The sequence below is a fragment of the Cryobacterium sp. Y82 genome, from assembly GCF_002929495.1.
GTDB lineage: Bacteria > Actinomycetota > Actinomycetes > Actinomycetales > Microbacteriaceae > Cryobacterium > Cryobacterium serini.
Map to the genome: position 1 here is coordinate 33,224 of NZ_PJJJ01000028.1, position 13,150 is coordinate 46,373.

Annotated in this window: 10 protein-coding genes; 6 read left to right on the forward strand and 4 right to left on the reverse strand. The window is 64.8% G+C overall.

Annotation, left to right across the window (positions count from 1 at the left end):
- The first annotated feature begins 35 nt into the window (after positions 1–35).
- The 3 genes from CXY70_RS05590 to mmsB all read left to right on the forward strand — a co-directional run bounded on the left by CXY70_RS05590 (position 36) and on the right by mmsB (position 4,012).
- Complete coding sequence (locus tag CXY70_RS05590; RefSeq protein ID WP_104191402.1) at positions 36–2,000, forward strand: M13 family metallopeptidase; 1,965 nt, start codon at positions 36–38, stop codon at positions 1,998–2,000.
- 99 nt (positions 2,001–2,099) lie between these two features.
- The gene (locus tag CXY70_RS05595; RefSeq protein WP_233205760.1) at positions 2,100–3,047 is read left to right on the forward strand and encodes a serine hydrolase; all 948 of its coding nucleotides are present in this window, start codon (positions 2,100–2,102) and stop codon (positions 3,045–3,047) included.
- Positions 3,048–3,118: 71 nt separating this feature from the next.
- Positions 3,119–4,012, forward strand: coding sequence for a 3-hydroxyisobutyrate dehydrogenase (gene mmsB / locus CXY70_RS05600; RefSeq protein ID WP_104191403.1), 894 nt, complete (start codon positions 3,119–3,121; stop codon positions 4,010–4,012).
- 263 nt (positions 4,013–4,275) lie between these two features.
- Here mmsB and CXY70_RS05605 read toward each other — a convergent pair whose 3' ends face one another.
- Complete coding sequence (locus CXY70_RS05605) at positions 4,276–5,739, reverse strand: hypothetical protein (RefSeq protein ID WP_104191404.1); 1,464 nt, start codon at positions 5,737–5,739, stop codon at positions 4,276–4,278.
- Positions 5,740–5,959: 220 nt separating this feature from the next.
- On the opposite strand from CXY70_RS05605, the gene CXY70_RS05610 reads away from it, so the two are divergent.
- Positions 5,960–6,346 carry a hypothetical protein gene (locus CXY70_RS05610; RefSeq protein WP_104191405.1) on the forward strand — a complete coding sequence of 129 codons (387 nt, stop codon included), beginning with the start codon at positions 5,960–5,962 and terminating at the stop codon, positions 6,344–6,346.
- Between the two features lie 88 nt (positions 6,347–6,434).
- Positions 6,435–7,838 carry a xylulokinase gene (xylB, locus tag CXY70_RS05615; protein WP_104191505.1) on the forward strand — a complete coding sequence of 468 codons (1,404 nt, stop codon included), beginning with the start codon at positions 6,435–6,437 and terminating at the stop codon, positions 7,836–7,838.
- A 10-nt stretch (positions 7,839–7,848) separates the two neighbouring features.
- Here xylB and CXY70_RS05620 read toward each other — a convergent pair whose 3' ends face one another.
- The 3 genes from CXY70_RS05620 to CXY70_RS05630 are packed head-to-tail and all read right to left on the reverse strand — an operon-like array spanning position 7,849 to position 11,574.
- Complete coding sequence (locus tag CXY70_RS05620) at positions 7,849–9,045, reverse strand: hypothetical protein (RefSeq protein WP_233205762.1); 1,197 nt, start codon at positions 9,043–9,045, stop codon at positions 7,849–7,851.
- Between the two features lie 28 nt (positions 9,046–9,073).
- On the reverse strand, positions 9,074–9,301 hold the full coding sequence (locus tag CXY70_RS05625; protein WP_104191406.1) for a YbdD/YjiX family protein: 228 nt from the start codon (positions 9,299–9,301) through the stop codon (positions 9,074–9,076).
- Positions 9,301–11,574 (reverse strand): carbon starvation CstA family protein, encoded by a 2,274-nt coding sequence (locus tag CXY70_RS05630; protein WP_104191407.1) that lies wholly within the window; start codon positions 11,572–11,574, stop codon positions 9,301–9,303. The genes CXY70_RS05625 and CXY70_RS05630 overlap by 1 nt, the downstream gene beginning before the upstream one ends.
- Before the next feature lie 163 nt (positions 11,575–11,737).
- Here CXY70_RS05630 and CXY70_RS05635 point away from each other — a divergent pair, with 163 nt between their 5' ends.
- Positions 11,738–13,123, forward strand: a complete 1,386-nt coding sequence (locus tag CXY70_RS05635) for a glycine--tRNA ligase (protein WP_104191408.1) — start codon at positions 11,738–11,740, stop codon at positions 13,121–13,123.
- Positions 13,124–13,150 lie beyond the last annotated feature (27 nt).

Below are 13,150 nucleotides of genomic sequence, written 5' to 3' on the forward strand. Positions count from 1 at the left end.
GACAACCTCTCACCGGCCCCGGATAGGCTGAACGCATGACTGAGCTGGCGACTGCATCCGGAATCAACCAGAACGAACTCGACCCGGAGGTGCGCCCGCAAGACGACCTCTTTCGGCACGTGAACGGAAAGTGGATCGCGCGCAGCGAGATTCCCGCCGACAAGGCCCGCTGGGGTTCCTTCATGATGCTCGCCGAAGACGCCGAGAAGGCCGTACGCGAGATTATCGTCGAGGCGCAGACCGCGCCGGCCGGCAGCCTCGAGCGCAAGTTCGGCGACCTCTACACGAGCTTCCTCGACGAAGAACGCATCGAAGCACTCGGCGCGACCCCGCTGCACAATGACCTCAAAGCGGTCGACGCGGTCACCAGCATCTCCGAACTGCTCTCGACCCTGGGCCGCCTCGAGCGCGGCGGAGTGGCCGGAGCGTTCCACCTCTACGTCGACAATGACCCGGGTAACCCCGAACGCTACCTGGTCTTCATCGCGCAGGGCGGCATCGGCCTGCCAGACGAGTCCTATTACCGTGAAGAAAAGTTTGCCGAAATTCGCACCAAGTACCAGCAATTTCTTGAGAGGATGTTCACCCTCGCCGGTTTTGCCGGCGCCGCCGAACGTGCAGCGCGCGTCTTCGACCTCGAAACCGAACTCGCCTCGCACCACTGGGACAAGGTAGCCACCCGAGACAGCGAGAAAACCTACAACCTGCGCACCTGGGGCCAGGTCTCGGCGCTCGCAGCGGGTGCCGACGTTGACCTCTGGCTCACGGGCCTCGACGCCCCCGCCGGAGCCTTTGAGGAGGTCGTCGTGCGGGAGCCCAGCTACATCTCCGGACTCGCGACCGCTCTGTCAGACGACCGGCTCGAGTCGTGGCAGGACTGGCTGCGCTGGCAGGTCATCCGGTCGAGTGCTGCGTACCTGTCGGGCGAATTCGTCGAGGCGAACTTCGACTTCTACGGGCGCACCCTGAGCGGCACTCCACAGCTGCGCGACCGCTGGAAGCGCGGCGTCTCGCTCGTGGAGGGCGCCCTCGGCGAGGCCGTCGGGCGCATCTACGTGGAGCGTCACTTCAAGCCGAGCGCCAAGAAGAGCATGGACGTGCTCGTGGCCAACCTCGTTCAGGCCTATGAAAACAGCATCAGCACGCTCGATTGGATGACAGAGGAGACACGCACGAGAGCCCTCGAAAAGCTGCGCAAATTCACGCCGAAGATCGGCTACCCGGTAAAGTGGCGCGACTATTCCAGCCTCGAGATCGCTGCCGACGACCTGATCAGCAACGTCAAGGCCGCCGGCGAGTTCGAATTTCAGCGCGAGCTCGGCAAGATTGGTAAACCGCTCGACCGCGACGAGTGGTTCATGACGCCGCAGACAATCAACGCCTACTACAACCCCGGATTCAACGAAATCGTCTTTCCGGCCGCCATCTTGCAGTTTCCGTTCTTCGACGACGCGCGCGACCCGGCCGCCAACTACGGCGCGATCGGCGCGGTCATCGGCCACGAGATCGGTCACGGCTTCGACGACCAGGGCTCCAAGTACGACGGCGACGGCCGGCTCACCGACTGGTGGACCGCCGAGGACAAGGCCGCGTTCGAGCTGCGCACGAGCGCGCTCATCGCGCAATTCGAAGGCCTTACGCCGCAGGCCATCCCCGGCCACACCGTCAACGGCGCTCTCACGATCGGTGAAAACATCGGCGACCTCGGCGGGCTTTCCATCGCCTGGAAGGCCTACCTGCTTTCGTTGAACGGCGAAGACAGCCCGGTCATCGACGGACTCACCGGGCAAATGCGATTCTTTCTCTCCTGGGCCCAGGCCTGGCAGATGAAACTGCGCGACGCCGAGGCCATCCGCTTGCTGGCCATCGACCCGCACTCCCCGAACGAGTTTCGTTGCAACCAGATCGTCAGCAACATTCCCGCATTTTACGCGGCGTTCCAGGTCGGCGAAACGGATGCCCTCTACCTCGCCCCCGAGCAGCGCGTCACCATCTGGTAGCGAGATTGTCCCCCCGTCGGGGGTTAGTGTAGGAATAAGCTCTTCTGAGCCGGGGATGAGGCGGGCGCGGGGCGTTTGTCGAGGAGAGGATCGAACCGAGTGGTCTTTTCCAGGCGCGACGCCGACGGCACCGGTGCTGCTTCCAGCCGAGCGGATGCCGTCCCCGGCCGTTCCCGCCACGCCGCGCTGGCCGGTGGCAAGCACCGCACGGCGGATTTGCCTGAGAATTTCACCCGCGGCTTTGCGTCCCTCGGCGACCTCGCCCTCAACGGGGTGCAGGTTTCGGCCCGGGCGACCGACCTCGCGACCGGACGGGTGCTGTTCTCGGTCGACGATCACGTGTCGATGCCAACGGCGAGCGTTGGCAAGGTGCTGCTGCTCATCGAGGTGGCCGCACGCCTGAACGACGCCGAATTCGGCCTGGCTACGATGCTCGAGCGGTTGACTGCGGATGCTGTGGGCGATTCCGGCGTCTGGCAACACCTGCAGATTTCACGGCTCGGCGTGGCCGACCTCGCCGCCCTGGTTGGCGCGACGAGCGATAACCTCGCGACAAACGTGCTCATTCGCGCCGTCGGACTGCACTCGGTTCGCACCCGCACCGAGCAACTTGGACTCAGTCGCACCGCGCTGCTGGATCTGGTGCGTTCCAAGCGCGGGCCGGATGACGCGCCACAGTTGTCGGTGGGCAGCGCCAAGGAACTCACCTGGCTATTCACAGCGCTCGCCCGCGGCGAGATCGTGGATGCTGAAACGAGCGCGCGGGTGATTGGCTGGCTGTCGCTCAACACCGACCTGTCGCTCGTGGCCAGTGCCTTCGGCCTGGATCCACTCGCGCACCGGGAGAGCGACCACGGTTTGCTTATGGTCAACAAGACCGGAACGACTACCGGGGTGCGCAGCGAGGTGGGAGTCCTCCGTGGTCCCCGGGCCGGCGTGACGTACGCTGTGACGCTGCTGTTCGACGATGCTCAGCTCATGACCCGGCTCGCGGTTCTCGACGGCATGCGCGCGGTCGGGGCCGACCTGCTGGAGTACGTGCACTAGCTGGCCCGAAGTTGTGCCATCGTGGAGTTGTCGGGCATTGAGGCCCGAAACCTACGCGAAGGAGCGATGCAATGGCGGTCATCGGATGGATTGGACTTGGCCACATGGGTGGCCCCATGACGGCAAACCTGGTGAAGGCCGGGCACAGCGTACGCGGCTTCGACCTGAGCGCCCCTGCCCTTGAGGCGGCGGTGGCCGCCGGCGTCACGCGCGCGACGAGCATCAAAGAGGCCGTAGCAGGCGCCGACGTGGTCTTCACCATGCTGCCTAAGGGTGAGCATGCCCGCGCGGTGTACTTCGGCGACGAGGGGGTCTTCGCCCAGGCCGACCCGAAAACCCTGCTCGTGGAGTCGTCGACGATCGACATTGAATCGTCGCAGGCGCTGCACGATGCGGCGGCGGCGGCGGGCTTTCGCCTGGTCGACGCTCCGGTCTCTGGCGGCATCACCGGCGCGGAGAAGGGCACGCTCACCTTCATGATCGGAGGTGTTGCGGATGCCGTCGCCGACGCCACCGAGTACATAAAGCCAATGGCCGCGAATATCATTCCGACCGGTGGCGCGACGACCGGCCAGGCCGCGAAGATCTGCAATAACCTCATGCTGTTCATCAGCCTCGCCGCGACCGCCGAGGGAGCGGTGCTGGCGGATCGCCTGGGACTTGACCCGCAGGTGTTCTGGGACATCGCATCCGTTTCGTCGGGCGACAGCTGGGCGCTGCGCACCTGGTATCCAATTGCGGGGGTCGTGCCATCGGCGGCCGTGAACCGCGACTTCGCGCCGACTTTTACGGCCGAGCTCGCCAATAAGGACATCGGCCTCGCTGTCGCGGCCGCAGCCGCCACCGATACGCCGCTGGAGATTGGCCAGCACGTGCAGCAGCTGTTCCAACGCCTGATCGACCAGGGCCAGGGCGGCAAGGACTGCTCCATGATCGTGAAGCTGGTCGACGGCACCCTGGCCTAGATGTACGGCTGAACGCCCAGCCGTCGGCGAGGGGCCGGTGGACGCCTTCGATAAAGTGGTTGGCCTTTGACAGCTCCACTCCACAACCGGAAGTTCTCACCCATGTTCAATGACTACAGCGTGTCGTCACTTGTACTCAACCACCCTGCCTGGGCAGTACACCTAGCGCAGCGCGCCACGGAGGCGTGAGTCCCGGCCCGATTCAATTGTTTGAATGGACCGAGACTCACACCTCGCCAAGCGGATGCGCGCGCCTGGCCGGCTTAGTCCGGCAGGGTGTACGAGGACAGTCCCGTTGCTCCGCCAACGACGAAGGTGTTCTTGCTGGTTTCGACGCCGGCCATGCGCGCCGCGGCCGCCGAGTAGGCGGTGCTGTCGAGAGCGATCAGGTCACTCGTGCACGGTACCGCGTCGTTCCCAGCGTCGTATTCCACCACGGAATCGTTCTCGGCGCCGCTTTTCGGCGCCGAGAACGCATCGCGGATCTCATTGCAGGGGAGAATCGCGTCTTTTGGCACGTCTCTGGCGTCCCCGCGCAGCATGTCGACCAGGCGCACTGTGCCTGAAATATCGAATGGCCGAGTTGGGGAGAAGCTTCGAAAGGAGAGCGCGGCCGTTTGAGTCTCGTTGAGCCCGGCATCGCCCACCGGGTAGGTCCACCCGATATCGCCGGAGAGCGGGTCTACCCCGATGACGTCCATGTCATAGTCGGCGCGACTGCGGTCGATCGTGGTGCCGTCCGCACCGAATGCACCGGTTTCCGTGCCCGCATTGGTGCGACACAGCGGCACCAGGCCGTCCACCAGATCGTATTCGATCGGGGACCCGGCGCAGGTCGCGGCACCGGCGAGACGCCAGAGCACGTCACCCGTTGCCGGATTGAGCCCGACCACCGCTCGCTTCGTATAGTCGTGCACAAATTCACCGCCGTCGACTCTGTCTTGGTCGACGAAGTAGCCGCTGCCCACGATCACGTCGTCGGACTCGAAAATGCTCCAGTTCCAGCCCCCATCGCTCGTGTACCCCTCGCCAAACACGTCAGCGTACGGAACCTGCCACACAGTAACGCCGCCCGCGCTGTATCCGAGTTGTTCGATGGCACCCTCGGACCGGTCATTGGTCGAAAAGATGTTGGTACCGATCAAGCGGGCACCATCGGGAACGGCGACGGTCGTGTCGGCGACGATGGTGCCTGAATTCGGCACGCTGCGAAACCACGCGCTGTCGCCGCCCGCAGTCTCCTTCGAGTATCCGCGAAAGCACACTGCCTTTCCGTCGGCACAGACGCTCGGCACCGAGTTCGCCCAGATTTCGTCGTCCAAGCCCACGGTCGAGGTTGCGGTACCGATTTCCGAAATCATGAGATCGGACCAGCCCTCCGGGTCATCCGGGTTCGTCGACGGGCTCAGGTAGGTGACGAACGACTTTCCGCCTGATTCGAGGCCGGCCAGGGTGATTGAGCTTTCCGCCGAGACCGCTCCCAATCCGGCCATGTTTCGCCATTCCTCCGTGCCGGTGGCGGCGTCCCAGACGACGACGTGCAGTGCGCCGTCCGTGGCTGCGACATACGAGGCGACATAGCCATCCAGGTAAATCGGATACCCGACGAGGTCGACCTCCGCTGTCCAGGACGGCTCGATGGGCGCTGTCAGGTCGAAGGGATCGGCCGCAGCAGGCGCTTCCGGTGCCGGCGCGGAGCATCCGCTGAGAGCGGCAAGGACTGCCATTGCAATCAATGAAGTGGACGTGAAATGTCGTGACATGGTTCCCCCGGTGTCGATCGCCCCTACCGCCAACGTACGATCTTCGTGAATTATGCCACATTTCACCCGGGCCCAGGTTTCGTGGCGACTACAGCGAGCCGCGGGTCCCAAATCGGTTCAAACGCCTCAACGACCCGAGACCCACACTCTACCGAGCGGATGCGTGCGCGCGCCCTGAAGACGCGTGCAGCAGGTCCGCGACCAGCGCCAGGCCGTCGGCAGTGTTCCGCCCGCCGGTATCCGCTTGACTGAGACCGCACGGGAGACCGACAACGCGGCCTGGCTCGAACAGTTCACTTTGGAACTGCGCCTGCTTGAAGTGCCCGGGGATGCCATCGGCGATGCCGGTCTCGGACTGCTCGGCCTCATCGGGTTCAGGTTGTCAGCGCTGCCGCTCGTGCAAGGCGCGGCGGTGCGCGTTGACCTGCCCACAATCTCCATGTTCGTCGTCGTGATCGTCGGCGCAGTGCTGATGCCCACGTTCCTGCGGTCACTCGTGAGGGTGCCTCCGCGTGCCTGGATGCTCGTGGTCGCCGCTGTGCTGGGCATCGCTCTCCCGCTCGCTGAATGAAACTGCGCCGGTAGCCGACCTCGGCGGTCGACAATGCTGCCGGCGATTAAGCTGATCACAAATAAGTTTCAAAGGAGATGCGTTGGCACTGAATCGTCGCGTGGTTGTCGGAGTGGATTCTTCGACCCAAAGTTGCAAAGTAGTCAGTGTCGACGCCGACACCGGAGAGCTGTTACAACAGCGCAGCGCCCCCCACCCCGATGGCACGAGCATCAACCCCGAGCGCTGGTGGGAGGCCTTCGAGAAAGCCGGCGGTGCCGCAGCCGCGCAGGGTGAAGGCGGTGTGCTCGCCCTCGGCGTGAGCGCGCAGCAGCACGGCATGGTCGCCCTCGACTCTGTCGGTGCGCCCGTACACGACGCCCTGCTCTGGAACGACGTGCGCAGCGCCCCGCAGGCCGCCGCGCTCACCGAGAAATACGGAGCGTCGATGTGGGCTGAGGAGGTCGGCTTGGTACCGGTCGCCTCGTTCACCATTACGAAGCTGGCCTGGCTGCACGAGAACCGTCCTGAGCTCGCGACGCGCGTGGATCAGGTGATGTTGCCGCACGACTGGCTCACCTGGAACATTCTCGGGCGGCCCGCCGAGGCCACGACCGACCGCAGCGACGCCTCCGGCACCGGGTATTTCTCGGTGCACAGCAATGAGTACCGCCACGATCTGCTCGAGGCCGCCCTGGGTCATGCCGCGCGAGTGCCACGCGTGCTCGGCCCGTTCGAACAAGCCGGGGTCACGCCGGGAGGAGTCATCATCTCCGCCGGCGCCGGCGACAACGCGGCCGCAGCCCTCGGCCTCGGCGCCGAGGAGGGCGACGTTGTCGTCTCGATCGGTACCAGCGGCACCGTGTTCGCGAGCACCGTGGCCCGCATAGCGGATGCCTCCGGCTCGGTCGCCGGGTTCGCCGACGCAGCCGGCGGCCAGCTTCCCCTGCTCGCGACCATCAACGGTGCCCGTACCCTCGTGGCGACGGCCGGCATGCTCGGCGTCGACATCGAACGATTCGGCGCCCTCGCCCTCGCCGCCCCGATCGATGCCGACGGCTTGCTCATGCTGCCCTACCTCGACGGCGAACGCACCCCGAACCTGCCGGATGCCACCGGTTCGCTGACCGGAATGCGCCGCGCCAATATGCGCCCCGAAAACCTGGCCCAGGCATCCGTTCTGGGTCTGGTCTGCGGCCTCGCTGACGCGCTCGACTCACTGCGCAGCCAGGGTGTGCCTGTGCGGCAGGTCATTCTCATCGGTGGCGGCTCGCAGTCGCCCGCCGTGCAGAAAATTGCTGCGGATGTTTTCGGTGTGCCGGTCGTGCTGCCAGTCCCCGGCGAATACGTGGCCCTGGGGGCTGCCCGGCAGGCTGCGTGGGCGCTCGACGGTGACTTTCCGCTGTGGAAGCGCGAGATCGCCACCGAACTGGCGCCCTCGTCCACCCGAGACTGGGCGATCGACGTGCGCGCACGCTACGCGGAGCAGCGCGAGCTGATCTACGCGGTCTAGCAGGCGCGCGTCAGGGGTAGCCGATGAACCAGAGCAGTACGATGGCGACCGGCTGCAACGCGATCGATCCCGCCAGCAGCCCACGGCGCAGCGGCTTCGACCGTGCGATCGCCGGGTCACCGAGCAGTGGCGCGAGCGGCAGCAGCAAACGAAACAGGCTCTGCTGCGGCAGGAACACAGCTACCAGATAGAGTCCGTAGCTTGCCGAATAAGCCACCACCTCAAGCCGAAGCGGATAAAGCGCCCGCCGCGACAACCACCACCCAAACCCTGCCGTAAGCACGAGAACAAGCACGATACCGGCCAGGCCCAGGTATGTTCCGGCCATCAAAAACCACGGCGTGAGCGGCACGAACGAAACCCGACCGACGAAGCCGGTCCACCAGGACAGCTCAGTGGCCAGGTAGGCATCGTGAACGCCCGTGACAGCGCCAGCCACGAGCGGCCAGGCCAGCCCCGCCGCCGCGATGACGAGCCCGGCGGTCACGATGGCCCGGCGCTCGCGCCAGGGAAACCGGTCCCGCTCACTCCAGCGCAGCAGCAGCATGATCGCGAGGGCCAACGAAAGTGCGAGCACCCCCGGCCGGGTGAACGCAGCCACGACCGCAACCGGAATCATCCAGAGGTAGCTCCGGTTCATCATCAGGCCGAGGCTTGCAAAGACGCAGAACAGAAAAAGGCTCTCGGCATAGGCCGCCTGCAAAATGAACGACAGCGGCCCGAAACAGAACAGGGCGACCGCCCACAGCGCCGAGTGAGCTCCCACCCGAGGTGCCAACAGGCGGTACAGAGCGAGCGCGGCCAGAGCGCCGAACAGGGTGGCCACGAGCACCCCTGCGACGTAGAAGTCGAGGCCGGTCAGGGCAGACACGCCGCGCACGAGCCAGGGGAACACCGGCAGAAAGGCCCAGGCATTCGGCTCCACGTTGCCAGCTGAGTCTGTGGGAAGCTCGGTGGGGTACCCGTGCAGTGCGATCTGCCGGTAGAACGAACTGTCCCACGATCCCGAGAAGGTAAAGAAGGTCGGGTCGCTGCGGTAGCTCGCAAAGTTCCAGTCGAGTCGGATCGCGACGGCGAACAGGGTCGCCAGCAGGGTTGTCGTGAGCAGTCGGGACGCCGCCCAGATCACCAGCACCAGGCCCCACGGTGGTAGGCGGCCGAGGAGGGAGCGGAGCGCGCTCAGTTCTACTCCGCCCCCGTTCGTCACCGCCCCAGACTAGCCGCCGGTGACGGGGCTAGCAGCAGCGCCCCTGCGGGTTCTTATCCTGGCGGTCGGTCTGGTCCCGCCAGAATTCGCGCTCGGTCAACAGCGGATGCGGCGCGCGGTCGAGGCCGGCAGCATCCGTTTCGCAGGAGGCCGCGTGGTGCGCCACGTACTTCTCGTAGGCGTCCTCGCCGAGGAGGCCTTTGAGGTACCAGGCCACGCCGCGGGCGCCCGTGCGGACGCCCGCCCACAGGGTCATTAGTGGCCCTTGACCTTGATCTTCTTCTCGGCCGGCCGGGCATCCCACTCGGCCTGCAGCACCTTTTCGGGCGGGGTCATGATGAACCCGGCCGGGGCATAGGTCTGCGACTGCACGGCGTCATCCTCACTCGTGGCGTTCGAGCGCTGGCGGTACGCGCGCACGGTGGCCTGGATTGCGGTCACAATCACGATGATTGAGAGCACGACGAAGATGATGGACAGCACACCCTGCACCATCGTGTTGCGCACGACAGCCTCCATCGCCAGAACGTTCGGCGCGGTGCCGAAGCTCGTCTCGCCGGCGGCCAGCGCGTTCGCGAACGCACGGTTTTGCGCAAAGTAGCCGATGCCGGGTGTGGTCGAGAAAATCTTCAGGAACGAGGCTGAGATCGTGACCACGGATGCGAAACCCAGCGGCAGGGCCACGACCCAGAGGTACTTGAAGAGTCCACGCTTGGCGACAATGGCCATACACACCGCCAGTGCGATGGCCGCGAGCAGCTGGTTGGCGATTCCGAACAGCGGGAACAGCGTGTTGATGCCGCCGAGCGGATCGGTCACTCCCATCAGCAGCACGGCACCCCACGCAGCGACCATGATGGCCGTGGCGGCCCAGGCGCCGGGGCGCCAGGAGGTGTTCTTGAACTTCGGGAAGAAGTTGCCGAGGCTGTCCTGCAGCATGAAGCGGGCAACGCGGGTGCCGGCATCCACTGCGGTGAGAATGAACAGCGCCTCGAACATGATGGCGAAGTGGTACCAGAAGCTCATCATTGACGTCCCGCCCACGAGCTGCTGCATGATGTGCGAGAGCCCGACAGCCAGCGTGGGAGCGCCGCCGGTGCGGGAAACGATCGACTCTTCGCCGACGTTGGTGGCCATGTCGGTGAGCATGTTCGGGGTGAGGTTGACGCCGGTCAGTCCGAGGCCGTTCACGAACGCGACCGCGCCCTGCACGGTGCCGCCGGTGAGGGCGGGCGAGGCGTTCATGGCAAAGTAGATGCCACGGTCGATCGACAGCGCGGCAACGAGAGCCATGATGGCCACGAGCGACTCCATGAGCATGCCGCCGTAGCCGATGAAGCGAGTCTGGCGTTCCTTTTGAATGAGCTTGGGCGTTGTTCCAGAGGCGATGAGGGCGTGGAATCCGCTGAGGGCGCCGCAGGCGATCGTGACGAACAGGAACGGAAACAGCGTTCCGGCCACGACTGGGCCGGTACCGCTAGTGGCGAAGCCGCTGACCGCCGGCACGTTGATCTCGGGGCGGATGATGACGATCGCCACGGCGAGCATGCCGATCGTGCCGATCTTCATGAAGGTCGAGAGGTAGTCGCGCGGTGCCAGCAGCAGCCACACCGGCAGGATTGCGGCGATGAAGCCGTAGATGATGATGCCCCAGGCGATGGTGACCTTGTCGAGCAGCAGGTAGGTCTGGCCCCATTCGGTGCCGTTGACCATGCCGCCGCCGACGATGGCGGCGATGAGCAGCACGAAGCCGATGATGGAGATCTCGGTGATCTTTCCCGGGCGGAAGAAACGCAGGTAGCAGCCCATGAACAGTGCGATCGGAATGGTCATGCCGACCGAGAAGACGCCCCACGGGCTTTCGGCGAGGGCGTTCGTGACGACGAGGGCGAGAATGGCCACGATGATGACCATGATTACCAGGGTCGCGATCAGGGCAGCGGTGCCACCGATCACGCCGAGTTCGTCGCGGGCCATTTGGCCGAGCGAGCGACCGCCGCGGCGCATGGAGAAGTGCAAAATGAGGTAGTCCTGCACTGCGCCGGCGAGCACGACGCCGACGATGATCCAAATGGTGCCGGGCAGGTAGCCCAGCTGGGCGGCCAATACGGGGCCGACCAGTGGCCCGGCGCCGGCAATGGCGGCGAAGTGGTGGCCGAACAAAACGCGACGGTCGGTGGAGGCAAAGTCCTTGCCGTCTGCTTTGTACTCGGCCGGGGTGGCGCGACGGTCATCGGGACGCACGATGTGCTTCTCGATGAACTTCGAGTAGAAGCGGTAGCCGATGAGATAGGTGCAGATCGCGGCAAACACGAACCAGATGGCGTTGACGGTCTCACCGCGCACGACGGCGAGCATGACCCAACTGAGGCCACCGAGCAGTGAAATCACTGACCAAATAAGAATTTTGAGGGGAGTCCACTGACGATCGTGGGCGTCAAGCTCCTCAGGATCCAGGGCGACAGCGAGGTCGTGTGGAATCCGTTTCAGAGCGGTCGGTTCTTTGGTTGTGCTGGACGTGACGCCCATTTCTCCTCCTTGAGCCAGGGCAAATCCTGTGAATCCGCCTCTTTACGTTACCTCGACGCGAGAATGACTCAGACCCAGAGCGCAAACTGGGCATCGGTCGAGCACGTAAAATGGATAATCGGGCACTTGCCCTCATTCTGCGCCTTCGACCATTGGAGCCACCGTGGCCGCACCCACCCATCTTGATGCCGTCATCGCCCTCGCTCGCCACCGCGGCTTTGTTTTTCAGGCCGGTGAGATCTACGGCGGTTCCCGCTCCGCCTGGGACTACGGACCCCTCGGAGTCGAGCTCAAGGAGAACATCAAGAAGCAGTGGTGGCGCTCCATGGTCACGAGCCGCGACGACGTCGTCGGCCTTGATTCGAGCGTGATTCTGCCTCGCCAGGTCTGGGAAGCATCCGGTCACGTGGAGGTCTTCAGCGACCCGCTGATCGAGTGCACGAACTGCCACAAGCGTTTTCGCGCCGACCACCTCGAAGAGCAGTACGAGGAGAAGAAGGGCCGCCCGCCCGAGAACGGGCTCGATGACATCGCCTGCCCCAACTGCGGCAACCGGCACATCTGGACCGAACCGCGCGCCTTCTCCGGCCTGCTCAAGACCTACCTCGGCCCGGTCGATGACGAGGCCGGCATGCACTACCTGCGCCCCGAAACCGCGCAGGGCATCTTCGTCAACTTCGCCAACGTGCTGCAGGCGTCGCGTTCGAAGCCTCCGTTCGGCATCGGTCAGATCGGCAAGAGCTTTCGCAACGAGATCACCCCCGGAAACTTCATCTTTCGCACCCGCGAGTTCGAGCAGATGGAGATGGAATTCTTCGTCGAGCCCGGCACCGACGAGACCTGGCACCAGTACTGGATCGACACCCGCATGAAGTGGTACACCGACCTCGGCATCAATCCGGAGAACCTGCGCCTGTTCGAACACCCGGCTGAAAAACTTTCGCACTACTCCAAGCGCACCGTCGATATCGAGTACCGCTTCGGCTTCACCGGCACCGAGTTTGGTGAGCTCGAGGGCGTCGCGAACCGCGGCGACTTCGACCTGTCAACGCACGCCAAGGCATCCGGTAAAGATCTGTCGTATTTCGACCAGACCAAGAACGAGCGCTGGACGCCCTGGGTGATCGAGCCTGCCGCCGGCCTCACCCGTTCGCTCATGGCCTTTTTGGTCGACGCCTACGTCGAGGAAGAGGTTACAAACGCCAAGGGCGGTGTCGACAAGCGCACCGTGCTCAAGCTCGATCCGCGCCTGTCGCCGGTGAAGGCCGCCATTCTGCCGCTGTCCCGCAACGAGAAGCTGTCCCCGATGGCGCGTGAGCTCGCATTGACCCTGCGTCAGCTCTGGAACGTCGACTTCGACGACGCCGGAGCCATCGGCCGTCGTTACCGTCGCCAGGACGAGATCGGTACGCCGTTTTGCATCACGGTCGACTTCGACTCGCTCGACGACCAAGCCGTCACCGTGCGCGACCGCGACACGATGGCGCAGGAGCGCGTGCCGCTCGCCGACCTCGAGGCCTACCTGGCGGTGCGCCTCCGCGGCGCGTAACCCTCATAGCGGATGCGCAGGCATCCG

What these genes read in the sequence shown, in the direction of transcription:
- CXY70_RS05630 (WP_104191407.1), bottom strand. Translation starts at nt 11,574, where the DNA reads ATGGGCGTCACGTCCAGCACAACCAAAGAACCGACCGCTCTGAAACGG.
- CXY70_RS05605 (WP_104191404.1), bottom strand. Translation starts at nt 5,739, where the DNA reads ATGGCAGTCCTTGCCGCTCTCAGCGGATGCTCCGCGCCGGCACCGGAA.
- CXY70_RS05590 (WP_104191402.1), top strand. Translation starts at nt 36, where the DNA reads ATGACTGAGCTGGCGACTGCATCCGGAATCAACCAGAACGAACTCGAC.
- mmsB (WP_104191403.1), top strand. Translation starts at nt 3,119, where the DNA reads ATGGCGGTCATCGGATGGATTGGACTTGGCCACATGGGTGGCCCCATG.
- CXY70_RS05625 (WP_104191406.1), bottom strand. Translation starts at nt 9,301, where the DNA reads ATGACCCTGTGGGCGGGCGTCCGCACGGGCGCCCGCGGCGTGGCCTGG.